The sequence below is a fragment of the Paenibacillus sp. FSL R5-0766 genome (assembly GCF_037971845.1).
In the GTDB taxonomy this organism is placed as follows: domain Bacteria; phylum Bacillota; class Bacilli; order Paenibacillales; family Paenibacillaceae; genus Paenibacillus.
Genome location: NZ_CP150227.1, coordinates 977,872 through 1,001,692, shown reverse-complemented (window position 1 = coordinate 1,001,692; position 23,821 = coordinate 977,872). Strand labels below are relative to the sequence as shown.

The following is a 23,821-nucleotide window of genomic DNA, read 5'->3' as shown; positions in this document are numbered from 1 at the left end:
TAATCTGTATTGGTTATTCGTAATAATGCACGGTCCAACCGTTCAGGATCTGCGATCCAGCCAGTGGGACAGTCTGCTACCTGTGAATTGGATCATCTGTACCAGGATAATCATAATGATGATCGTAAATACCATAATTTCCGTTTCGAAGCGCTGATAACCGTAGCGAATGGCAAAATCACCAACCCCGCCGCCACCTACAATGCCCATCACCGTTGAGTAGGAGATGAAGCTAATCGTAGCTGTCGTGAGTCCCAGTACAAGGCCAGATCGTGCCTCCACGTACAAGAATTTCACCACAAGTTGCATCGTCGATGCCCCCATGGAAGCAGCAGCTTCAACCACTCCCCTCGGTACATCCAGCAATGCTTGTTCCACCAGTCTGGCGTAGTAGGCAATCGCAATAACCGAGAGTGGCACGGTTGCCGCCAGTGTACCTATGGACGTTCCCACAACAATCCGTGTGAATGGAATCATGAATACAACCAGCAGTAAGAACGGAAACGAACGAACGATGTTAACGATACTGCCGAGTACAAAGGACAGCGTTTGATTCTGATACCGCTGTCCTCTCCGGAATAAGTACAGCAGTGTACCCAGAGGTAACCCGATCAGAACAGCTGCCGCAATGGAGATACCCACCATGACAAAAGTCTCTCCGATCGCCTGGCATATCTCATGCTGATACTTCAGCACAGACTCAGGTAACCTCATGACTTGTCCTCCTGTTCTGCCTGACGGAACAAAGACGAACCTGTCATCCCGTATTCGTCACCCGCAAGCAAGGAGGTCAGCAGATCAGGCTGCGGAGCAGGGATACTGCTCACTTCCGCTTTAGACAACGTACGAACGAGTCGCCCATCCTTCATGACGGATATCCTGTGACATAGTCTGCGAGCCACTTCCATCTCATGTGTCACCACGACAATGGTCACGCCCAGCGTTTCATTGATATGTCGCAGCACATCCAGAATACCGTTCGTGGTCTGTGGATCAAGCGAAGAGGTCGGTTCATCACAGAGCAGCACATCCGGACGACTGGCGAGCGCTCGTGCAATGGCCACACGCTGCTTCTGTCCACCACTAAGCTGTGCAGGATATTGATCCGCCTTGTCTTCCAGTCCAACAAACCGTAGTACCTCAAGTCCACGTTCAACTCGCTGCGCACGAGATATACCCGCCAGTTCCAATGGCATGCAGACATTGCCACTCACTGTTCGGTTACCGACCAGATTGAAGTGTTGAAAGATCATGCCAATGGATCTTCGTGCCTGACGCAGACTCTGTTCATTCATCTGGGTCAGGTGCTGCCCATTCACAACAACCTCACCATCATCCGGCCTTTCCAATCCGTTGAGCATCCGCAGAAGCGTGGATTTGCCTGCACCACTCGATCCGATGATGCCATGTATTTCTCCTTGTCCCACTTCGAGGGACACCGAGCTTAATGCTTCGAATCCCTGATCTGCACGGGAAACGCGCTCGTTATAACGTTTGCTTACACCATATAATGAGATCATGGAGAGTCCTCCCGTGAATGATCATGCATGGTTCTTCAAGAACACATGAAGAAAGCCCGCACAGCCGATAACCGGAGCGCGAGCAAGCCTGTTCATTTATAATAAATCAACATCCCTTACGAGACAAGCTTTTAAGGTGAGATTGCCTCCTGAAGGCGGCTGGCTTCATATGCACGAAAACGTCCGTTGGACGAACCCACGTACACTTCATTGCCGATCCGGTTAATCATTCCATTCTTCGCATCCCGGTCGCGATGCTCCGGGTTTCCCATCACAACGTCATGTACACGACCTAACAATGCTCCATTATTTTTATTCAATACCAACCAGTCCTCGTCCATGGGCAGCAGCAACTGATCATCAATGACCAGATAACTTCCCTGATTCGTCGGATGCCTTAGTGTTGCAATCGTATCTTTGGCATTCCAACGCGTCTCCCCCGTTTTATAATCCACAGCCGCCGGGTAGCCATTCTTAATCACATACAACTGATCCTCTTCCACCAGTCCTCGTTCAATCTTGCCCTTGAGCGTCCAGCGTGTTTTGCCTGTCTTGGCATCATACAGGGTGGTTGTAAAATCTTCATATTCTCCGTAATGATTGCCACTCTTGTTCTCACGGATCAACAGCATGCCATCATTCAGCTCCTCAAATCTCTGTCCTACCCGAGCAGGGAATTGGGCAAGCTTTTTCCCCGTGTTCAGATCAAGCAGAAGCCACTGATTATCTAGTGATAGCCATCTTTCAGCATTCGTGGTTGCAAAGGGATCAAGACGTTCAATTCCACCAGTATATGGATCATTCCAAAATTGTTCTATGGTGGATCGTTTGCCCTTCAAGCTCCATACGGTTCGGCCCGATTGCGGATCGACTGCAACCAGCTTATTCTTTTCCCAATACAACACATAAGGGTCATCTGCACTCTTGTTCAATATTTCATAACCCGTAGCCAGTTTTCGCGTCCACAATGTTTTTCCGTTTGCACTGTCCAGAACCGTTAACCAACTGTTGCTTGAGCTCTCAACAACCGGGTTATCCACAACCACAACGTTCTTAGCAGCGGTGATGCCATTTAGTCTAAAATTTTGCTTAGGAGTGTACGTCCACATGACCTTTCCGCTCTTCAAGTTCAGATGACGAATACGATCCACGTATTTTTTCTTGTCAGGGTCATAATCGGTGTAGATTGTAACGTATTGGCGCTCTGCATCCACCTCTGCCTGCTGTCTTCCAAAGCCCCCATTAATCCCCCATAATTTCTGGCCCGAATGTCGGTCAAGAGCATATATGGAACCTTCGTAGTAATCCCCGCTAAATCCACCGTCATCCCCTTTCATCAGGAGTACATCATCCGTGGCTGCTTGTAAAAAAGTGTAGTTAATATCCCCCTGGTTGGTCCATACCGGTTTCCAAGGGATTGTCGTTGGCAGTGTTGTGCCATAGATTTTTGTTGTGAACCCATATTCATCCGCCCGACTGATGTTCCAATCGGAAACGACAGCATTTCGATTATCCTGTGCTAAATTCCAGCGTGTTCTGACCAGTCTGCCATTTCTGTTGAATGTGACCAGAAATTGCGCATCTTCCCGCTCATATCTCCAGGTCTGTCCAATACTCATTGAATCACCCGTGAAATTTAGATTGCTTGAACTCTCTTTCCAATCCGGCTCGCCTAACCACCCAGCCACTTGTTTGGATGTGGTTGCCTTGTTCAGCTTAACATCTGTCAGATGGCGTATAACCGAAGTTGGCAGCGATGCATCCTGTTGGAACCAGCTATCAGCCACATTCATCCGCTGTTCTATAGCCTGTGCCTTGATCCAGAAGAGTCCTGGCCGATACGTGAAGGATTCTTTATTCCAGACTCGTGGGGCAATGGAGACCCCATACCATCCTTTCCACTTTGCAACAATAACAGCCTGATCTGTTAGCGCTTTCTCACTAGACCAGATTGTAGAACTATCTGGAGCCAGATACAGCTTGCTGCCTGATTGGAGCGTGAAGCTTTGGGGAGCTGTTTCCGTCATGCTTCTGCTCTCCTTCAAGGCATACCAACTTGGCAGCCAAAAGTCTCCATGATCGGTTGACTTAAGCTGCACCCACTCGCCTCGAACCGAGGCCAACGTATACTTTTCGTATTTTGATGTATAGTATTCAATCCCCATCTGGTCAGCAGCCACACTGCCGTCCCTTCTGTTTTTGAACAGAGGAATGTCATTCATGAGTGTAACGGGTTCTCCTTGTTTGTAGGCCAACTGTGTTGATAAGACTTGAGAACTTGCCCCCAAGGCTTGTGGTGTTGTAACCAAAGCTTGTCCTCCAAGCACGACCATTTTGGAATCCAGCAGCATCCATCCCGTCAACAGCGCAGCTGATAATCCAGTCATGGTAATCCATTTGTACCCCGTTCTCTGCCTGTCAGGACCCGTCTTCACTCTCGTTCATCCCCATCCATTAGAAGGTATTTCCAATAGAGACGCAGAAAAAAAGGAAAAAGTTACTGTTTACCTCAATATATTTCTATCTATCTCCCAATATTACCTTACATCCACCATCGTAGCATGATAAGGAAAGGTAACCCCGATGTAATAAGCAGCTGTTAAGGTGAGGATATAATAAAATACAAACCACAGATCAGCTCGCGAATAGCCAATCTGAATGTAATACGTTCGGCTCGCGCCATCTGTGAACCCTTTCGCTTCCATCGCTACCGCCATTCGCTGTGCACGGCGAATGCTCTGTGCCAGCAGCGGAATAGCGTAACGCTTGAGTGTACCATACACGTTCCAGCGAGAGCCACGTTGCCGTGTTCCACGTATACGAATAGCGTAACGGAGCGTCTGGAATTCATCCAGCAAAATCGGGATCATGCGCATCGCGGCCAGAAAGCTATAGGCATATTTTGCAGGAAGCCGCCACTGCTGCATCAGGGAATAAAACAGCCTTACCGGCTTCGTTGTCAGTCCGAACAGCAAGCCAGCCGCTGCCATGCTCAACGAGCGAAAACCCAAGTGTAGACCGCGATAGAAACTCTCTTCGGTTATGTGAATCAATCCCCACTTATACCATGTGGTCTCACCCTTACCAAACATCATCATACCTGTAGACGTGGAGATAAACACCAGAATGAATGGTGATGCGTACAGCATCAATCTATACCACGGATGACCTGTCCAGCACAGTAACAGCATCATCGCCAACGCTACGTTGGCCATTACATTCAGATTGTGAATGAGGATAACGATGACAAACATCATCGTCAGAATGATCATCTTTAATCCCGGATTGACGTTATGAAGCCAGGTTTCACGGTGAGGAAACGACAGTTGCATCAGATAACCTCCCCTCATCTACCGTCCAGATTCGGGTGCAATATCTTTTTACAATTTCACGATCATGGGTAACCATAACAATGGCTGTTCCCTCTCTCCGCAATTGCTCCAGCTGTGCTAACATGGCGAACGTATTCCGGGCATCCTGTCCAAAAGTAGGTTCATCCAACAGCAGTATTCGCTGCTCTCTCACCAGTGCAGAGGCAACGCTCAAGCGTCGTTTCTGCCCCATCGATAATTGGTAGGGATGACGCTCGGACAGGTCGATTAGTCCAAATTGATTCAACATATGATCAGTTCTGGCAAGTCTTTCTTCCGTTGTAAGCCTGCCCCCCAGTAATGAGAATTCCACTTCTTCCGCGACCGTGTTGGTCACAAATTGAAACTCCGGGTTCTGAAATACAAACGCAATTCGATCTGCAAGCTGCTCCGTTTTGCCAGAAGGCTGACCTTCCACCTCATAATGACCTGTTGTTTTCAGGATATTCATCAGAGATAACAACAATGAACTCTTGCCTGCTCCATTAGCTCCGACAATACCAATCCAGTCTCCATGCCATACTTTGGCCTGTTCCACCTGAATGAAGGGTGTTTTCCCACGCCATCCGGTGAACTGCTGCAAGTCCAGTGCAGGCTGAGAGGCGGGTGATACAGGTGATAAGGATGAGACGTGAGATATGGGGGATATACCCGGTGTATCGGATAAGCCAGACGATTGCTGTGCTTCCAAACTTGAGATGCCGTGATCCACACACACTTGAAGCTCTCCAGTAGCACTTCCCTCTTCTTCCTTAGCTGCCTGCTCGTGCTCATCCCACACACCCGGATACCAGATTCCATAAGCCTTCAGCTTGCCCCGTTCATCCGTAAATACCTGCTGTGCTGGCCCATCCGCCACAATCTTTCCTTCAGGTGACAACACAATGATGCGGTCGACCATATCCACAATCTCGTTTATTTTGTGTTCAACGATGATGATCGTTTTGTCACTGGCGATCCGTTTGACGGTATCCCATACCTGGGAAGTCCCCTCATCGTCCAGCAGTGCAGTGGGTTCATCCAAAAACAATACCTCCGGGTCCATGGCAAGCATCGAAGCAATTGCAAGACGCTGCTTCATCCCCTGAGACATGGACTGGATCAATACACGATTCTGTTCAAAGGATAACCCCACTTGTTTCAGATAATATTCAATCAGAGCAGGCATCTCTTCACGCGAAATATTTCGGTTTTCCAGAACAAATGCGATCTCTTCATCCGTAAAGGTCATACAGAACTGGGTATCCGGATCTTGAAAGACCACTCCTGCTTGGGCGGGAACCTGAATATCATCACATTTCATCGGAATCTCAACCGAACGTGGTATCAGACCGCTCAGAATTTGCAATAACGTCGATTTACCGGAGCCACTTGGGCCAAGCAACAGCACTTTCTCCCCTTGACGCACAGAAAGAGACAAGCCTTGAAATACCAAGGCTTTCTCTCCCGGGAACTTGCATCTTAGATTAGTTACACTTACCGCTTGCGAATTCCCCTCTCCGCTCATCTAATCCAGCGCCTCATAATCCTGTTTGGATACCGGTCTGAGTGAGCGTGTTACACCGGTCAGTTCCAATGCTTTGGCGAGATAATAAGCGAACACTCCAGCAATCAGAATACTTCCAATGAAGCGGAACCCGATAAATAACGTATAATTCCAGGCCGAGAGTGAATCAATATATCCGTACTGGTAATCCAGCAAAAGCGAAGCCGCTGCAGCTCCTACGGCTGCAAGACAGGTGACAAACAGATTGGTTTTGCGATACAAAAATGCGGCGAAGAATATCTCAGCTCCCAATCCTTGCAACAGACCATACACCAGTGTGGACATGCCCCATTCACTACCCAAGAAAGCACTTACCGTTGAAGCCGCAACTTCGGCAAGAATAGCCACGCCTGGTTTACGAATGATAACAAAAGCAAACGTGCCCGCCATAAACCACATGCCATAGATCATCTGCTCCGCATGAACGCCAAATGGTTTCATCAAGTCATATGTAGGTCCCCATATCTTGTAAATCACCCCAAACACTACTGCGATCACGATGGTTACCAGAATATCCGTTAGTTTCAATCGCTTGTTGCCTGCTGTTGTTGCCATGTTCTCTACGTCCTTCCTTTGTTCCCTGTGGGGGTTGTAAAAGTGTGTGTTCAAAAAGACTGGTTTTCAGTACCAAGAAGATAGGATGAAGCTAGAAATGGAGTAGCCGAGCGTAGGGAAAACTACGTGAGCAACCGCAATGTTTCCAAAGGAAACATACTTCGTAAGCCTCCCGCTTATTTCGGCTGAATTCCATATTCGATGCTGATGATGCCGTCAGGCATCCTTCGTAATCAAAAGCAGACTTTTTGAACAACCTCTAAAAATAAAAGAAAAAGCCTCCCCGATTCCGGGCAGGCCTTACGCACAGTGTACAATCCTCACAATGATGTATTGGATGGATGTCGAAAATACGGAATATCAACCAGCTCTCCTCCGCCCTGGCAGATACACCACCACAGTTCAAAGAGGTCTGTTGTTCATTCCCACAATTCACCCTTACATATTGCAAATCCATGTTCTCTACGCTGGCATTACCCAGATCAGATGTACGGTCAGCGGCACAAGGCCACTCTCTCAGCCCAACTTCATTGAGCTCCCGGTTCACTTATTTCATTGCTTCTAATGTACATCAGATGGGTATTTGTGGCAATCCCTAGAAGAATCATCATGCTTCATTTGGGGTAAAAGGAAGGGGATATCTAACGATTCACTTTCCATAATATGCAACATTTAGGTTATACAGTCCGTCTTAAACATTAGAAGGGAGATTGATACTGATGAAAAATTACAACTCTGTTTGGCAGCTTAAAACATGGAAAATGGTCCTTGCCGCTTCGATACTCACCGCAGGCACGGCACCAGCCTTACTCTCATCCACTGTGGCGGAAGCCGCAGCAACTAAACCTAAACCGACAGCTTATATTAACAATGTTCAAGCTCAATATGATGTTGTCATACGGCAGGGTATTACGTACGTGGCATTGACGGAGCTTCAATTCCTTGGCAACTATACGTTTGGCTACAATAACAAAACAAAAGAGATCAGTATTAGCACAGGCAGCGATAAGTATGTCCTTACACCTAACAGCAAAACAATGAAAAAAAACGGTCAGAATGCGACATTATCCTCCGCGCCGATTCTGGTGAATGGTAAAGCGATGCTTCCGCTCCGTGCCATCGGTGAAGCTTTTGGTGCCAAGGTGCAATGGAACCAGAAGGCCAAGGAAGCTTACATTTACACTACAGATGCTACGATTGTAAAAGAATATAACAGTTCCGATCTGACTGTGGCACGTGAAGCCGCATTGCATCTGCCACGCTTCTCTGAACTGGGACAAGCACGTCTGGACATTCGCAACCCTTTGGGTCCGGTGGATTCCTCCATTGAATACATTTTTGAACAAGGTAAAAAAGATCGTTTCTTCGTTGTTGAGGATAACGATCTGATCAGCTATTATATCCTTAAAAATGGAAGTGCCCTGCTACAATGGCAGGCCAACATCAGCAAAACTGCTGGAACCATCGGAGACCTGTTCTTTATTAAAACCAAAGCCGTTGCTGAAGCAGGGACTCGTCCTTCCGTAGCAGGTCATACACTCGTGTCATTTAAGTACTCTCACATGCTTGAAGAAACCTCTTACGAGATCATGAACAAATTGGGCTCCATCGATACCGGTTCTGTTGCCCCCGAGAAAGGCAAAGTCATTGTTGAAGTTCCGGGAGAAAAATAATTGAGCCTCCGCTATAAAATATTGCTCAGCAGAACTATACTATGACATCTGCATTACAAAAGAGCGTCCCTCAAAGTCAGTGTGGCAATGACCTTGGGACGCTCTTTTTAGCGTTATATTCCAAATTACTTCCAGTCACAAGCGGGGCTTAAACCTTTAACAACTCAAGCGATTCAATCTTCTGTTTAATATTGCGTGTTTCCAGACTGGCTCGTTTTCCCTGAAGCAAACCCCTTGAACAACGTTGGTACTTTGGAATAACGGGTATTCGTAATTTTGCCTTGTGATGTACTGCTGTCTGTACGCATAATCGAATCTTTCACATTGGAAATGTTGGAGTTATCCAGCGTCATGTTAACTGCAAAGGAAGTTCCACCATTTTGGCGAACCAGTTTGCCAATATCGTCTGCACGGAAATTTTTGATGTTAATTGTTCCAGCTGCATTCATCTGGAACACTTTATCATAAGCCTTATACGCTGCCCCACCGGTAATGTTAACCGTTCCGGCAGACTTCAATGTCAGTGCATCCTCACCCACATCCTGCCAGACCACATTCGATATATTACAGTTGCCATAACAGTGAACACCATCAGCAGCTGGTGATCCAATGTTTACGTTTTTGAGCGTGGCCCCTGCCTCCAGACGGAAGACTGGCTTCTGATTTTCTGCTTGAGATCCGTCGCCTAGTGTGGAAGGATTAGCTACAAATGTTTTGCCTTGACCATCATAGGTCGTGCCCTTTGGAACAACAATGGTTGAATTTACAACGGTAGGTGCAGCCGCAGCCGGAACGGCACCAAATATAGAAGCAACCAAACCAGCGGACAGTAACAACGTCAACATTTTTTTCATAATTTTATTCCTCCCTTATTCTCTCGTTATTTGGTATTGTACAAGCCTGAGCTTGTCCTGGGAGATCGTCAGAGGTGCACCTCTGTCCGACCCACAACCTAATCCTACCAAATAAGGAAGGTAACTAGAATAATCATTAGATCAGATATATCATGACAACGCATAATCCCTGTCATATCGGCATTTTTTGCATATCAGGTCTCTCAAACAATATGCTGATATCAACCTCAGGTATGCTCATTTGTAATGTATGTACCCTTCACTTGAATCCCCGATCACAAAGAAAGACCACTACATTTGTCTCCAAATGTGTGATCTTGAATGTCTTCTGGCTTCCTCATATAAGATATCAGGCTCCAAATCTCTGACGATAACCGCACTTTCGACACAACTCTTCTACAGCTTCGCGTTTGGAGAAGCCATATACCAGATTGTTCGCTCGCTCACCCTCAATAATCTCCGAGAATGACTTCTCGTGCACATTACCCAGGTTAATCACACCCTCGCCATCGAGACAGCATGGAACCACCGTTCCATCTACAAGCACAGCTGCCTGACCACGCAATGCATGGCAGAAGCCTTTGCCGTCATCTTCAGGTGCATCCAGACTTGGCCACTGGAACTCATGGTCCTGATTCAGGTATACATTTGGGGCAATTTTGACCCCACTGCCTGGGACTACTTTTTCCTCAATACGGAAGTCCAGATTGAACTCACGTTCCAATACTTCAAGGGTCTCCCGATTTCGATTCATCTGAGCATTTGTGAAGTTATCCTGTGTCAGATTCCACAGTCGGAATGAGATGATGACATTGTGCTTAACGGCCTCGTGTACAAAGGACAAAATATGACGCAGGTAACCGTCACGGTCTGTTGAACCTTCATGCCCATCGAAGCTGTGCAGGGAGAAATTCATCTGCCGCAGCGCCGGTTTGCCAAGCAATTTATGCTGAGTCTTGGGCAACAGGGTACCATTCGTTGTAATGTTCACCTTGAGTCCCTTCTCATGTGCGGAATCGAGCAACAGATCTATTTTGGGATGCAACAAGGGTTCGCCTTTGACATGTAGATAAATATGATTGGTGTGTGGTTTAACTTGATCCAGTATATTGTTGAAGACTTCAGGGTCAATGAATCCTTTGGCACGCTGCGTCTGTGGACAGAAGCTGCAAGCCAGATTGCAGATACTCGTGATCTCAATATATACTTTTTTGAACGTTTTCAACTCGGGTCCCCATTCTGCCTAGGAGGGAGAACAATCCCACCTGCATTTTGTGATCCGGCCTATACGGGCCATCCCTATTATATCGGGTTCATGAGCTGAGGTAAATTGTTCGGTTGTTCGGGTCTGACTCCAAGTTCATCTCAAGAATTCCATCATGCTGCCTCTTTACAGTTCATGTTCAAGTGATATATGCTGAACACACAACTGCATATCTTGAACTTTTGCACTAGGGGAGCCTTGCGGCTGAGACGAATATGACTATTCGGACCCTTTGAACCTGATCTGGATCATACCAGCGGAGGGAAGTGGAGCGGCCTTTTAGTAAGCGGAATTTTATCATGTATATGTGAAGATAAACTGCGGATCTAACTTACAGACCCACTCATTTCTCCGGAAATGGGTGGGTCTTTTTTGTTTCTTTTGGCAGAGTACAAGATGCCGTTGTTATTCCAGCAGTCTGACATCAAGGGGGTGAGGATCAGATGGATAACCATGTAACCATTCACAACATAAGCTTTGCTTTTCCCGAAAAAAAGGATTCCCCCGTGCTCTCCAATGTCTCGCTTCAGGTTCAACAAGGAGAATTTGTCTCGCTCATCGGCTCCAGCGGATCAGGTAAAAGCACGCTCTTCAAGCTGCTCGCAGGCTTGCATGAGCCAACCGTTGGCACCATCGATATAGCTGATGTACCGCAAGGACAAAGGCTCGGACGAGTCGCCTATATGCCGCAGAAAGATCTGCTGTTATCCTGGCGAACCGTCATGGAGAACTGCATGCTGCCTGCCGAGCTTGCACCAGGCCGACAGAACAAGGACAAGTTACGGGCAAACATCCTAGCTGGGTTGGCAAGGTTCGGCCTGTCAGGTTATGAGCAGGCCTATCCAGATGAGTTATCCGGCGGCATGCGGCAGCGGGTGGCATTGCTTCGTACCTTGCTTACAGGCGGGCAGCTCATGTTGCTGGATGAACCCTTCGGTGCACTCGACGCCTTAACCAAACGAGAAATGCATCGCTGGTTGCTGGAGCTGTGGGAGGGCTTTGGCCAAACCGTATTGTTTATTACACATGACATTGAGGAAGCCCTGCTGTTAAGTGACCGTATCATTCTGTTAACTCCAGGAGGGCAAGGTCAGCAGTTGCGGGGGATGACGGTTCCTTTACCACGCCCAAGGCATTCGGACATGATCTACGAACCGGCTCTCGTGCAGATGAGACAACAACTGGAGGAACAATTACATGCGAAGCGATAGGGTTATGGTTAGCGTCCGGTCGTGGCTCTCGAAGTGGTTTTCCCAATATGGTTTGTTTATTGTGCCCATGTTCTTATTACTGACGATCTGGGAAACGATTGTGCGCATGGGATGGGTGCCCTCCTTCATCATTCCTGCACCCACGGCCATCATAGGCTCACTGGTTGAGCATCGTCGTCTGCTGTTGACCATCCATCTGCCTGCTACCTTTATGGAAGTTGTTGTTGGTTTTGGCTTGTCCATGGTGACTGGAATTACGCTGGCAACAGGCATGCATATGAACCGATCGATTGAAAAAGCCTTGTATCCCTTCATCGTGATCAGTCAGACCATCCCGCTGATTGCCTTGTCTCCCGTATTTATCTTGTGGTTTGGTTACACGTTGTGGAGCAAAGTCGCGGTGGTATTCTTAATCGCATTCTTCCCCATTGTGGTCAGTACCTACGATGGACTCCGCCAAGGCGATCCAGAGCAGCGTGAACTGCTGCTCACCATGGGCGCCAGCAAGTGGGATATTTTTCGCAAACTCCAGGTTCCACTGGCACTTCCCTCTTTTTTCTCGGGGCTAAAGATGTCTGTGGTGTACTGCGTGGTTGGGGCGACGATTGGCGAATGGCTTGGTGGCAGCAAAGGTCTCGGATATTTCAGCCGTCGTATGTCCAGCAACATGAACACGGATGCGATGTTTGCCGCTATTGTGCTTTTATCCCTGCTTGGGATCGTTTTGTTTGTACTGATTGCCTGGCTGGAGAAACGGTTTAGCATACGGCGTCATCGTCACGGAGGCAAAAGGAACGTTGGATAATACTTAGACAGAAATTAGATATAAATACAAATCAAAACGATGAAATGAGGAACTTCATTTATGAATAACAAAGGTATATACTCGCTGCTTCCCGTCATGCTCATTAGCCTTTTGCTGTTCGTTAGCGGATGCAGCACCACGAATACCAGCAAAAACACGCCAACAACAGACTCTGCAACCCATGCACAACAAACAGACAAGCCTGCAACAGAACCAGCATCAGACGCCAAAGATAAACTGTCCATCATGCTCGACTGGTACCCGAACGCAGTACACTCCTTCATCTATGTGGCTCAGGAAAAAGGGTACTTCGCAGACCAAGGTCTGGATGTCGAAATTCAGATGCCTGCGGATACCAATGATTCGCTCAAACTTGTTGCTGCCGGAAAAATTGATCTGGCCTTAAGCTACCAGCCCCAAATCTTACTCGCGCGTGGCGAGAACATTCCTGTACGTTCCATTGCTGCTGTTGTTCGGCATCCACTTGTGCATCTGTTGACCGAAGCAAATGGCAACGTGAGCTTACCCAAAGATCTTGAAGGAAAAACTGTCGGTTATTCCTCAATTCCGTTGTATGAAGCGATGGTTCGTACGATGATCAGCCACGATGGTGGCAATCCCGACAACATGAATCTGGTTGACGTTGGGTTCGATCTGATTCCTTCGCTGGCTTCCGGACAGGTGGATGCAATTATGGGTGGTTTTATTAACCATGAACAATTAATTTTGGAGAAAGAAGGACATGCCATGAAATCGATTAACCCCGTCGATTATGGCGTGCCTGATTATTATGAATTGGTCATGACTGCGAGTGAAGCTGGCATTGAAGCGAAAAAAGACCAAATTACCCGGTTCGTCAAAGCGATCCAGGAAGGACAGAAATATGTAAAGGAGCATCCAGATGAAGCCTTGAATATTCTGCTCGCTCATGAGAATGAAACGTCTCCGCTTGACCCGGAGATCGAAACCAAAAGCCTGGCTATTTTACTGCCACTTATGAATGAAGAAGGCCAACCGTTTGGTCGGCAGGAAATGGAATCGTGGGAAAATGTACGCGCATGGCTCGTTGAACAGGATTTGATTCCTGAATCGGTGAAAGCCGAGGATGCTTTTATTACTCTGCAAGGAGAGTAAATGATTTAGATTTTACGTTTCTGCTTTTCCCGCATTAATGATCTGGCTGTTGTTAGACTCTGCGCCCCAACTCAACAAGGAGACTCATATCCTATTATTCTGCTGAGTGACCCTTCATACCGGTCTTCTACCGATGGTGTTACTTCAAAACAAGGAGGAAACTATATGTCTTATCTGGAACGTGTTCGTACACAAAACCCGTTGGTACACAATATCACCAATCTTGTCGTGGCTCCCTTTACAGCCAATGGCCTGCTTGCAATAGGTGCGTCCCCTTTTATGGCCTATGCTCATGAAGAGGTCACTGATGTCGCCAAGATGTCAGGAGCTGTAGTACTCAACATTGGTACTCTCGATGACAAAGTCGTTCAGGCGATCCGTCTGGCAGGCCAATCGGCTAATGCGCATCATGTGCCTGTTGTGCTTGATCCCGTCGGCGCAGGCGCAACCACATATCGCACGGAAACCGTGCAGATGCTCGTTCGTGAACTTCGTCTCACGGTACTGCGCGGCAATGTGGCGGAGGTCGCCAATGTCATCGGTGAGAGCTGGAGTATCAAAGGTGTGGATGCAGGATCAGGTGAGGGCGACCGAATCGGCATTGCGGAGCGGGCAGCACATAAACTTGGCTGTGTCGTGGTCATTACCGGAAAAGAAGATATCATTACTGATGGACAATCCACATTCCTCACGAGTAATGGTCATGCCCTGCTCACTCAGGTCACAGGTGCTGGCTGTCTGCTCAGTTCGGTGATTGGTGCTTTTACAGCCATAGCGGAATCAGGAGCCGATCTTCTAGGCAGTGTTGTTGAAGCGCTCGCGTTTTATGGTGTAGCAGCTGAACTGGCGGCAGAGCGGACAGCTCATCAGGGGCCGGGCAGCTTCCAGATTGAATTGTTGAATCAACTGGCACAAGTAACACCAGACCTCTTGGCAGAACGCGCACAGATCCGTCAGATCCGTGGAGGTGCAGTATGAGTATTGCTCAAGCGCTAACCATTGCAGGCTCCGATAACGGGGGCGGCGCAGGCATTCAGGCCGATCTGAAAACATTCCAAGAACTTGGTGTATACGGCATGACCGTTATCACCGCTATTGCTGCCCAAAATACAACTGGTGTGCAGGGCGTTTTTCCCATCCCTTACGATGGCATTGCCCAGCAATTGGACTCGACCGGCGAAGACTTTCAACCAACCGCAACGAAGAGCGGCATGTTATATAGTGCCGAGATTATTCGTCTAGTGGCTGAGAAATGGCAGCAATACCGTTGGTCAAATCTGGTCATCGACCCTGTGATGGTAGCCAAAGGTGGCGCCCCCCTTCTCCAGCAGGAAGCTGTAAAGGCGTTGGTTACGGATCTGTTGCCCCATGCCCTGATCACAACACCCAATATCCCAGAAGCGGAACTGCTTACCGAGATGTCTATCACCAATCTGAGTCAGCGGGAAGAAGCCGCAAGACGGATTGTACAGATGGGCTCAACGTATGCTTTGGTCAAAGGTGGTCATGATGAAGGAAGTGGTATGATCGTGGATGTGCTCTACGATGGGCAGTCTTTTCATTACCTGGAGAATGTTCGTGTGGTAACACGTCATACACACGGAACAGGATGCACGTACTCTGCTGCGATCACCGCAGAGTTAGCAAAGGGTTCACCTGTTCTTTCTGCCGTTATGACCGCGCGAGCATTCATTCAGGCAGCCATCGAAGATGAGTTGGGGATTGGGGCCGGACATGGGCCGACAAATCATTTTGCGTATCAGCGCAGACAGCGGGGTGAGCAGTGATGCGCCCTTGGGATGCAGAAGCGGTACAACGCGCGATGCAGGTATATTTGGTGATGGGCAGCGTTAATACAACGCAAGACCCTGTGGAAGTGCTGCGCCAGGCCATTGCTGGCGGCATCACGCTGTTCCAGTTCCGTGAAAAGGGAACTGGCGCCCTGGTTGGCGAAGCTCGCATCACGCTTGCGATGCGGCTTCGCGAGGTGTGCAGCCAGCACGAGGTCCCGTTCATCGTGAACGATGATGTGGAGCTGGCTGTAGCGGTGGAGGCCGACGGCGTGCATGTCGGCCAGGAAGATGCGGACGCAGCGCTGGTACGCGCCCGCATTGGAGATGGGCGGATGCTTGGCGTATCCGCCCACTCTGTGGATGAGGCGCGCCGTGCCGTGCAGGCGGGCGCCGACTACCTTGGCGTCGGGCCCATGTACCCGACGCGCTCCAAAGCGGATGCCCACGCTGTGCTGGGCCCCGCAGGGGTGGCGGAACTGCGCGCCGCAGGCATCGCAGTTCCGATTGTGGGTATCGGCGGCATTACGCCCGATACCACGGCCGCCGTGATGGCGGCTGGAGCCGACGGCGTAGCCGTCATCTCCGCCATCGCGGGCGCGGCCGATGTGCGCGCAGCGGCTGCGCAGTTCGCTGCGATAGTGCGCGGGATGCAGGCGTAGCCCTGCTCTCCCTGCACTGCCAGCCCCGTGGGCTGCACCGCATACATGGTGCGGCCCACAACCGCTCACGCTCCTCTCCATAAAAGAGGAGCCTCACAACACGCGGCAGCCACCCATGTCTTCGACTTAGAAGCACAGCCGCTCCCCTACAGTGACTGAATGTTATAATAATTCAGTCATATCCAGTCACATCCTGTCACCAGACCATAATCAAGATGCAGCTTCCATGCTCGCATCTTATTTTTTTCATTTTCAACGGTTGACTCTCACGTAACGTGACACTGTACAATCGGTGTTGTAAGGAGGTTTCACACATGGCCATGAAAGTAAAGGAAGTTGCCGAGCTTGCCTCGATCAGTGTGCGCACACTGCATCATTATGATGAGATCGGACTATTAACCCCGGACGAAGTGACTTCTGCCGGGTATCGATTATATTCAGATGCCAACCTGGAACGGTTACAGCAGATTTTGTTTTTCAAGGAACTCGACTTCTCTCTGAAGGAGATCAAAAACATTATAACCAACCCCTCCTTCAATCCGGAAGAAGCACTTAAAATGCATCGACTTATACTGCTGGAGAAGCGCCAACGCTTGGACCAGATGATTGCTACCATTGATAGAACGGTTTTACACGTGAGAGGAGAAATTAAAATGACAGCCAAAGAACAATTCGAAGGATTTGATTTTAGCCAGAATCCGTATGAGCAAGAAGCGCGGGAACGTTGGGGAGACCATGCCGTCGATCACGCAAATCAGAAGCTGCACAGTAAATCAACCACAGATCAGAAGGCTCTATCCGATCAAATGAACGAAATCTACAAACATCTGGCTGCACTTCGTCACATAGAACCAGCATCTGCGGAAGCACAGGCAGGCATCAAGGAATGGTACACCTGGCTGAACCAAATGGGAAGCTACTCCCCTGAAGCCTTCAGAGGACTTGGTCAGATGTACGTGGATGATGAACGCTTCACGCGTAATATTGATCAGTTTGGCGATGGTTTGGCAGTATTTATGAGAGATGCTATGGCTGTATTTGCTGACCAAAACAAATAATATAGCCTTGTATTCAACCACATACAGTATTATTCAACTCTCATTGCCGTCAGATGTGGATTGTAAACGATAGTCTAGAAGTTAACCCCCTGTCCTGTAAAAAAAAATTTTCGTCATCAGCTTTATTCGCAGTAAATGACCATTCGGATATTTGAACCTACCTTCTGGGGTGGCCATTTCGTTCTTATAATTAACCTTATGAACATGTTGGATATATACTAGGGTTACGTTGTAAATAAATTGAATCGATCCGAATTGTTGCAAAAGTTATGAGCAATATCCCCCCTACCTGGTGGATACACAAAAGGGACGTACACCCTCAGGCGTATCGTCCCTTTTATGTATGCAAGTAACCCAGCCGCAATATGAACAAGCCTAACTGCTGCTCACTCTGAGTACTTTATAAATATCTTTTAAAGTAGATTGCTCTTTACTACGTTTTACTTCTGCTCCCCGTCTTCGATATAACTTCACCAGATGCTTAGGATGATGAGCATTAAGTTTCTTCTGTCCAACGTTCTTCATTTTGCTGCCAGCGTACACCGTCTATCCGATTAAGCTCTTGGTGCGTGATCCGATGAAGATGCATCCGTAGCTAGACTGGTTCTCGCCATCCGGCCAGGAATCTGCCAAGCAGACACAATCGCAAGCACGATGAATAACAAATCAATCGGTTGACTGAAATAGTCCTGGAAGGTTTCCACAAACGCACTGATCATCTCGCTATCAAACACAAGTTCCATCACGCTTACATCACCAAACAGTTCGGAAGTAAAATAAACCACCGTCAGATATTTCCCCAACAAAATGCCTACGAGCGCAAACAGTACGGCAATAATCTTATGTACTGTCGCAATTCGTTTATTGGAGAACAACACAACTGCGTAGCCCGTGAGCGCTCCAATCAAAATCGCAATTAATCCCACCTCATACTCGGTCATTGCAGCAATAGCTGCCCATACAATGCCTCCCAGAATGGCTGCAATTAAGCCACCAATGATCGGCATACCGATTTTAACTCCTTGTTTCTCTTCCACGTTGTCTTTCCCTCCTGAGTAATGCATATGCTTCTTTTCCAGAATTCACCTTTCCTATGAAACCACAAAAAGACCTATTATTCAACATTTTTCTACTTTTGGTGAACATATATTTATATAATAGAAAAGATATATTAAGCATTCATTTCCTTATTCGCTCGAATATATCATTTTAGTTTTATCCACAAACATCTCATAATCATTTCCTTGGCACATAAAAAAAACATCCCTCCAACAGCATAATAGCCGTAGAAGGGACGTTGTCCATATCTGTATCATAGATATAACCAATGTAACCGAGAAAAATACATTGTAAAACTCGCTCTATCTTACCTTTGCACTTCCTTGGAAGGCTGAATGACAGCTGCAATCTGTGCCAAAATAGCATCAACCGATGCCGGATCATGCACATCATACTCATCAATGTTCAGACGCAACACAGGGCAAGCTGTAAACTGATCAATCCACACGGAATAGCGCTCGTGCATGTGTTCCCAGTACGAACGATCCGTCTGAATCTCCATCTCGCGTCCGCGTTCCGTAATACGGTTTAAAATCGAAGGCAGACTGCCTTCCAGATAGATCAGCACGTCTGGATGTGGGAAATACGGTGTCATTACCATCGCTTCAAACAAACTGCTGTATGTCTCGAAATCTGTAGCAGACATGGTTCCTTGATCCGCATGCATTTGTGCAAAAATGCCCGTATCTTCATAGATGGAACGATCCTGAACGAATCCCCCACCTAGTTCAAAAATCTTCTTCTGTTCCTTGAAGCGCTCTGCCAGGAAATAAATCTGTAGATGGAAGCTCCAACGTTCAAAGTCATGATAGAACTTCTCCAAATATGGATTATGATCAACTTGTTCCAGAGAAGTCTTGAAATTCAAACGCTGTGCAAGCGCAGCCGTTAACGTGGATTTACCCACTCCAACCGTACCTGCTACCGTAATTAATGCATTCGTTGGAATGCCATAGTTATTCATATGATATACTCCTTTACCTGATTAACAATTTGCCTGAAGTGCTCAGGATGTTCCACAAAATCGAGTTGCTCCGCATTGACTTTAATGATTACTGGCGGATTTGAGCTATTTGCCAGATAGTCCATGCCTGTTTTGTAATCAGCAATGAGTTGTTCCATATATGCCGGGTCCATATCCTGCTCAAATGAGCGTCCACGCTTGTTAATGCGGTACATCAACGTATCGAGTTCAGCTTCAATATAAAGCACCAGATTGGGCTTTGGCAGATCATCTGTTAACAGATGATAGATTTGACGATATTTATCCCGTTTCGTTCCCTTTAAGGTACGATCGGCAAAAATCATATTTTTATAGATATGATAGTCTGAAATGACTGGGGTATTCTGCTCTACATAATGAGCACCCGTGTCTTCCAGTTGTTTAAACCGATTACACAGAAAAAACATTTCCAATTGGAAACTCCACTCGTCGATATCCTGATAAAAGGAAGCCAGAAATGGATTCTCTTCTACGATTTCTTTAACTAACGGAAGATTCAATTCATGGGAAAGCATCGTTGCCAACGTTGTTTTCCCCGCTCCGATCGGACCTTCCACGGCAATAAACGGGGCTGATTTCATCGTGTTCACTGTTCCTCCTCGTACTTATGCGTGTTTCCGTTTTCTATATAGACCTCACCTATTGTATCACAGCTTTAAGGATTGGAACGCCAGTATTTTATGTATATAACAAGTCAAATCACAACTATTGAATTACATTAAAATAAAAAAGACACACTCGATATCATCAAGTGTGTCTTCCCTATTGCTTGGCGGCGTCCTACTCTCCCAGGACCCTGCGGTCCAAGTACCATCGGCGCTAGAGGGCTTAACGGTCGTGTTCGGGATGGGTACGTGTGGAACCCCTCCGCCATCGCCACCAAACGCGTAGCTTACATTTCAGAGATCGTTCTCTGAAAACTAGATTCGAAACGAAACATGCGAATTATCACTTGCTAATTGGATAAGCCCTCGACCGATTAGTACTGGTCAGCTCCATGCATTGCTGCACTTCCACCCCCAGCCTATCTACCTCGTCGTCTTCAAGGGGTCTTACATACTGGGAAATCTCATCTTGAGGGGGGCTTCACGCTTAGATGCTTTCAGCGTTTATCCCGTCCGTACATAGCTACCCAGCGGTGCTCCTGGCGGAACAACTGGTACACCAGCGGTACGTCCATCCCGGTCCTCTCGTACTAAGGACAGCTCCTCTCAAATTTCCTACGCCCACGACAGATAGGGACCGAACTGTCTCACGACGTTCTGAACCCAGCTCGCGTACCGCTTTAATGGGCGAACAGCCCAACCCTTGGGACCTACTTCAGCCCCAGGATGCGATGAGCCGACATCGAGGTGCCAAACCTCCCCGTCGATGTGGACTCTTGGGGGAGATAAGCCTGTTATCCCCAGGGTAGCTTTTATCCGTTGAGCGATGGCCCTTCCATGCGGTACCACCGGATCACTAAGCCCGACTTTCGTCCCTGCTCGACTTGTAGGTCTCGCAGTCAAGCTCCCTTATGCCTTTGCACTCTTCGAATGATTTCCAACCATTCTGAGGGAACCTTTGGGCGCCTCCGTTACTCTTTAGGAGGCGACCGCCCCAGTCAAACTGCCCACCTGACACTGTCCCCGCACCGGATTACGGTACCAGGTTAGAACCTAGATACGATCAGGGTGGTATCCCAACGTTGCCTCCATGCAAGCTGGCGCTCACACTTCAAAGGCTCCCACCTATCCTGTACAGATCGTACCCAAATTCAATATCAAGCTGCAGTAAAGCTCCATGGGGTCTTTCCGTCTTGTCGCGGGTAACCTGCATCTTCACAGGTATTAAAATTTCACCGGATCTCTCGTTGAGACAGCGCCCAAGTCGTTACGCCATTCGTGCGGGTCAGAATTTACCTGACAAGGAATTTCGCTACCTTAGGACCGTTATAGTTACGGCCGCCGTTTACTGGGGCTTCGGTTCACAGCTTCGGGATGACTCCCTAACCACTCCCCTTAACCTTCCAGCACCGGGCAGGCGTCAGCCCGTATACTTCGCCTTACGGCTTCGCACAGACCTGTGTTTTTGCTAAACAGTCGCTTGGGCCTTTTCACTGCGGCCCCCTCGTGCTATTCACACTACCGGGGCACCCCTTCTCCCGAAGTTACGGGGTCATTTTGCCGAGTTCCTTAACGAGAGTTCTTCCGCGCGCCTTAGAATACTCTTCTCGCCTACCTGTGTCGGTTTGCGGTACGGGCACCATCACCTGGCTAGAGGCTTTTCTTGGCAGTGTGAGATCATGACCTTCGCTACTATAATTTTCGCTCCCCATCACAGCTCAGCCTTACAATGTGCGGATTTGCCTACACATCAGCCTTACTGCTTAGACGGACATCCATCAGTCCGCGTCACTACCCTACTGCGTCCCCCCATTGCTCATAACGGCTTACGGTGGTACAGGAATTTCGACCTGTTGTCCTTCGACTACGCCTTTCGGCCTCGCCTTAGGTCCCGACTTACCCTGAGCGGACGAGCCTTCCTCAGGAACCCTTAGGCTTTCGGCGGATCAGATTCTCACTGATCTTTTCGTTACTCATACCGGCATTCTCACTTGTATAATGTCCAGCGCTCCTTACGGTACACCTTCAACCCTTATACAACGCTCCCCTACCCCTGGATCGACTTCACTCCAGCTTCGAAGTCCTGTGTTTATCCCCTGGGAAGCATTTGGTCATCCAAGATAGAATCTCTTGTCAGACAAAAATGTCCTTGTGGTAAACACCGCCTCAAAGAAGCAGTGAAGTCGATCCAAGCCATAGCTTCGGTGGTGTGTTTAGCCCCGTTACATTTTCGGCGCAGAGTCACTCGACCAGTGAGCTATTACGCACTCTTTCAATGGTGGCTGCTTCTAAGCCAACATCCTGGTTGTCTGTGCAACTCCACATCCTTTCCCACTTAACACACACTTGGGGACCTTAGCTGATGGTCTGGGCTGTTTCCCTTTTGACAATGGATCTTAGCACTCACTGTCTGACTCCCGGAAGTAAGTCTATGGCATTCGGAGTTTGACTGAGCTTGGTAACCCTTGCGGGCCCCGCACCCAATCAGTGCTCTACCTCCACGACTCTGTTTTCCGAGGCTAGCCCTAAAGCTATTTCGGGGAGAACCAGCTATCTCCGAGTTCGATTGGAATTTCTCCGCTACCCCCACCTCATCCCCGCATTTTTCAACATGCGTGGGTTCGGGCCTCCAGTGCGTGTTACCGCACCTTCACCCTGGACAGGGGTAGATCACCCGGTTTCGGGTCTACGTCCACGTACTAATTCGCCCTATTCAGACTCGCTTTCGCTGCGGCTCCGGCTCTTCACCTTAACCTTGCACGGGAACGTAACTCGCCGGTTCATTCTACAAAAGGCACGCCATCACCCCTAAAACGGGCTCTGACTTTTTGTAAGCACACGGTTTCAGGTTCTATTTCACTCCCCTTCCGGGGTGCTTTTCACCTTTCCCTCACGGTACTGCTTCACTATCGGTCGCTAGGAAGTATTTAGCCTTGGCAGATGGTCCTGCCGGATTCATACGGGGTTTCACGTGCCCCGCACTACTCGGGATCCGTCTCGGAGGGAACCAACTTTCAACTACAGGGCTTTTACCTTCTTTGGCGGGCCTTTCCAGACCTCTTCGCTTAACCGGTTCCTTTGTAACTCCATGTGAGACGTCCCACAACCCCAAAGAGCAAGCTCTCTGGTTTGGGCTTCTCCGCGTTCGCTCGCCGCTACTGACGGAATCACTATTGTTTTCTCTTCCTCAGGGTACTTAGATGTTTCAGTTCCCCTGGTATGCCTCTACACAACCTATGTATTCAGTTGTGAGTAACTGGAAATTACCCCAGCTGGGTTTCCCCATTCGGACACCCCCGGATCAAAGCTTGCTTACAGCTCCCCGAGGCAGTTTCGTTGTTCGCCACGTCCTTCATCGGCTCCTAGCGCCTAGGCATCCTCCGTGTGCTCTTAGTAGCTTAACCATTGCGCTCGTGTTCGAGCTGTCGCTCCGCTTGGTTTGGACTACGTCCAAATCCAAAAGTCGCTCCATTTCGATCACTCGCTCCAGCAATCTACCGTTTTTATTGAAACTTGTTTAACACAAGTTCAGCTAAAAAAGAATGTTCTAATTCGCGTTTGTTTCGTTTCGATATCTAGTTTTCAAAGAACAAGCTCCATGCAAAAGCAAGCTGTTTTGAGAGTTTGAGCTCTCAAAACTGAGCAACGAGTGAGTGTTTTGCAGCTAAGCTGCATATTTGAATGTTTCCGTTGCAGGAAACGATTCTCCAT

Annotated in this window: 19 protein-coding genes, 2 rRNA genes and 2 riboswitches; of the genes, 8 read left to right on the top strand and 13 right to left on the bottom strand. The window is 48.3% G+C overall.

Features of this window, described 5'->3' with window-relative positions; all coding sequences use genetic code 11:
* Positions 1 to 42 precede the first annotated feature (42 nt).
* From MKY66_RS04575 to MKY66_RS04550, 6 genes are all read right to left on the bottom strand, one after another.
* The gene (locus MKY66_RS04575) at positions 43 to 714 is read right to left on the bottom strand and encodes a methionine ABC transporter permease (RefSeq protein ID WP_076213137.1); all 672 of its coding nucleotides are present in this window, start codon (positions 712 to 714) and stop codon (positions 43 to 45) included.
* Positions 711 to 1,520 carry an ATP-binding cassette domain-containing protein gene (locus MKY66_RS04570; RefSeq protein ID WP_076213134.1) on the bottom strand — a complete coding sequence of 270 codons (810 nt, stop codon included), beginning with the start codon at positions 1,518 to 1,520 and terminating at the stop codon, positions 711 to 713. Before MKY66_RS04570 ends, MKY66_RS04575 begins: the two co-directional genes overlap by 4 nt.
* A 131-nt stretch (positions 1,521 to 1,651) precedes the next feature.
* Positions 1,652 to 3,955 carry a PQQ-binding-like beta-propeller repeat protein gene (locus MKY66_RS04565; protein WP_076213131.1) on the bottom strand — a complete coding sequence of 768 codons (2,304 nt, stop codon included), beginning with the start codon at positions 3,953 to 3,955 and terminating at the stop codon, positions 1,652 to 1,654.
* 102 nt (positions 3,956 to 4,057) lie between these two features.
* A complete protein-coding gene (locus tag MKY66_RS04560; RefSeq protein WP_076213129.1) occupies positions 4,058 to 4,852 on the bottom strand; it encodes an energy-coupling factor transporter transmembrane component T in 795 nt (264 codons plus the stop codon).
* Entirely contained in the window at positions 4,827 to 6,398 is a 1,572-nt protein-coding gene (locus MKY66_RS04555) for an ABC transporter ATP-binding protein (protein ID WP_076213126.1), read from the bottom strand. Before MKY66_RS04555 ends, MKY66_RS04560 begins: the two co-directional genes overlap by 26 nt.
* Complete coding sequence (locus tag MKY66_RS04550; RefSeq protein ID WP_076213124.1) at positions 6,399 to 6,992, bottom strand: ECF transporter S component; 594 nt, start codon at positions 6,990 to 6,992, stop codon at positions 6,399 to 6,401. It abuts the gene before it with no gap.
* 442 nt (positions 6,993 to 7,434) lie between these two features.
* Positions 7,435 to 7,545, bottom strand: a riboswitch (TPP riboswitch).
* A 166-nt stretch (positions 7,546 to 7,711) separates the two neighbouring features.
* Here MKY66_RS04550 and MKY66_RS04545 point away from each other — a divergent pair.
* Positions 7,712 to 8,665 carry a copper amine oxidase N-terminal domain-containing protein gene (locus MKY66_RS04545; RefSeq protein WP_076213121.1) on the top strand — a complete coding sequence of 318 codons (954 nt, stop codon included), beginning with the start codon at positions 7,712 to 7,714 and terminating at the stop codon, positions 8,663 to 8,665.
* Positions 8,666 to 8,850: 185 nt separating this feature from the next.
* Here the strand turns inward: MKY66_RS04545 and MKY66_RS04540 are convergent, their stop codons facing one another.
* The gene (locus MKY66_RS04540; protein ID WP_036606151.1) at positions 8,851 to 9,519 is read right to left on the bottom strand and encodes a pectate lyase; all 669 of its coding nucleotides are present in this window, start codon (positions 9,517 to 9,519) and stop codon (positions 8,851 to 8,853) included.
* A 349-nt stretch (positions 9,520 to 9,868) separates the two neighbouring features.
* Positions 9,869 to 10,744: a radical SAM/SPASM domain-containing protein gene (locus MKY66_RS04535; RefSeq protein WP_036606150.1), complete on the bottom strand. Its 876-nt coding sequence runs from the start codon at positions 10,742 to 10,744 to the stop codon at positions 9,869 to 9,871.
* 218 nt (positions 10,745 to 10,962) lie between these two features.
* Positions 10,963 to 11,065, top strand: a riboswitch (TPP riboswitch).
* A gap of 161 nt (positions 11,066 to 11,226) precedes the next feature.
* On the opposite strand from MKY66_RS04535, the gene MKY66_RS04530 reads away from it, so the two are divergent.
* The 7 genes from MKY66_RS04530 to MKY66_RS04500 all read left to right on the top strand — a co-directional run bounded on the left by MKY66_RS04530 (position 11,227) and on the right by MKY66_RS04500 (position 17,443).
* Positions 11,227 to 11,994 carry an ABC transporter ATP-binding protein gene (locus MKY66_RS04530; RefSeq protein ID WP_076213119.1) on the top strand — a complete coding sequence of 256 codons (768 nt, stop codon included), beginning with the start codon at positions 11,227 to 11,229 and terminating at the stop codon, positions 11,992 to 11,994.
* Positions 11,981 to 12,799, top strand: coding sequence for an ABC transporter permease (locus MKY66_RS04525; RefSeq protein WP_083657207.1), 819 nt, complete (start codon positions 11,981 to 11,983; stop codon positions 12,797 to 12,799). Before MKY66_RS04530 ends, MKY66_RS04525 begins: the two co-directional genes overlap by 14 nt.
* Before the next feature lie 60 nt (positions 12,800 to 12,859).
* Entirely contained in the window at positions 12,860 to 13,933 is a 1,074-nt protein-coding gene (locus MKY66_RS04520) for an ABC transporter substrate-binding protein (protein WP_076213117.1), read from the top strand.
* Between the two features lie 165 nt (positions 13,934 to 14,098).
* Positions 14,099 to 14,911, top strand: a complete 813-nt coding sequence (gene thiM, locus MKY66_RS04515; protein WP_076213115.1) for a hydroxyethylthiazole kinase — start codon at positions 14,099 to 14,101, stop codon at positions 14,909 to 14,911.
* Positions 14,908 to 15,720 carry a bifunctional hydroxymethylpyrimidine kinase/phosphomethylpyrimidine kinase gene (gene thiD, locus MKY66_RS04510; RefSeq protein ID WP_076213113.1) on the top strand — a complete coding sequence of 271 codons (813 nt, stop codon included), beginning with the start codon at positions 14,908 to 14,910 and terminating at the stop codon, positions 15,718 to 15,720. The genes thiM and thiD overlap by 4 nt, the downstream gene beginning before the upstream one ends.
* A complete protein-coding gene (gene thiE, locus MKY66_RS04505) occupies positions 15,720 to 16,385 on the top strand; it encodes a thiamine phosphate synthase (RefSeq protein WP_076213110.1) in 666 nt (221 codons plus the stop codon). Before thiD ends, thiE begins: the two co-directional genes overlap by 1 nt.
* A gap of 314 nt (positions 16,386 to 16,699) precedes the next feature.
* A complete protein-coding gene (locus MKY66_RS04500; RefSeq protein WP_076213107.1) occupies positions 16,700 to 17,443 on the top strand; it encodes a MerR family transcriptional regulator in 744 nt (247 codons plus the stop codon).
* A 554-nt stretch (positions 17,444 to 17,997) separates the two neighbouring features.
* Here the strand turns inward: MKY66_RS04500 and MKY66_RS04495 are convergent.
* From MKY66_RS04495 to MKY66_RS04475, 5 genes are all read right to left on the bottom strand, one after another.
* Positions 17,998 to 18,480, bottom strand: coding sequence for a hypothetical protein (locus MKY66_RS04495; RefSeq protein WP_150366312.1), 483 nt, complete (start codon positions 18,478 to 18,480; stop codon positions 17,998 to 18,000).
* Positions 18,481 to 18,809: 329 nt separating this feature from the next.
* Positions 18,810 to 19,466 carry a deoxynucleoside kinase gene (locus MKY66_RS04490; protein ID WP_036672670.1) on the bottom strand — a complete coding sequence of 219 codons (657 nt, stop codon included), beginning with the start codon at positions 19,464 to 19,466 and terminating at the stop codon, positions 18,810 to 18,812.
* Positions 19,463 to 20,086, bottom strand: a complete 624-nt coding sequence (locus tag MKY66_RS04485; protein WP_017690540.1) for a deoxynucleoside kinase — start codon at positions 20,084 to 20,086, stop codon at positions 19,463 to 19,465. Before MKY66_RS04485 ends, MKY66_RS04490 begins: the two co-directional genes overlap by 4 nt.
* 186 nt (positions 20,087 to 20,272) lie before the next feature.
* Positions 20,273 to 20,389: ribosomal RNA gene (gene rrf, locus MKY66_RS04480) — 5S ribosomal RNA — on the bottom strand.
* A 75-nt stretch (positions 20,390 to 20,464) separates the two neighbouring features.
* A 23S ribosomal RNA gene (locus MKY66_RS04475) occupies positions 20,465 to 23,514 on the bottom strand.
* Between the last annotated feature and the right edge of the window lie 307 nt (positions 23,515 to 23,821).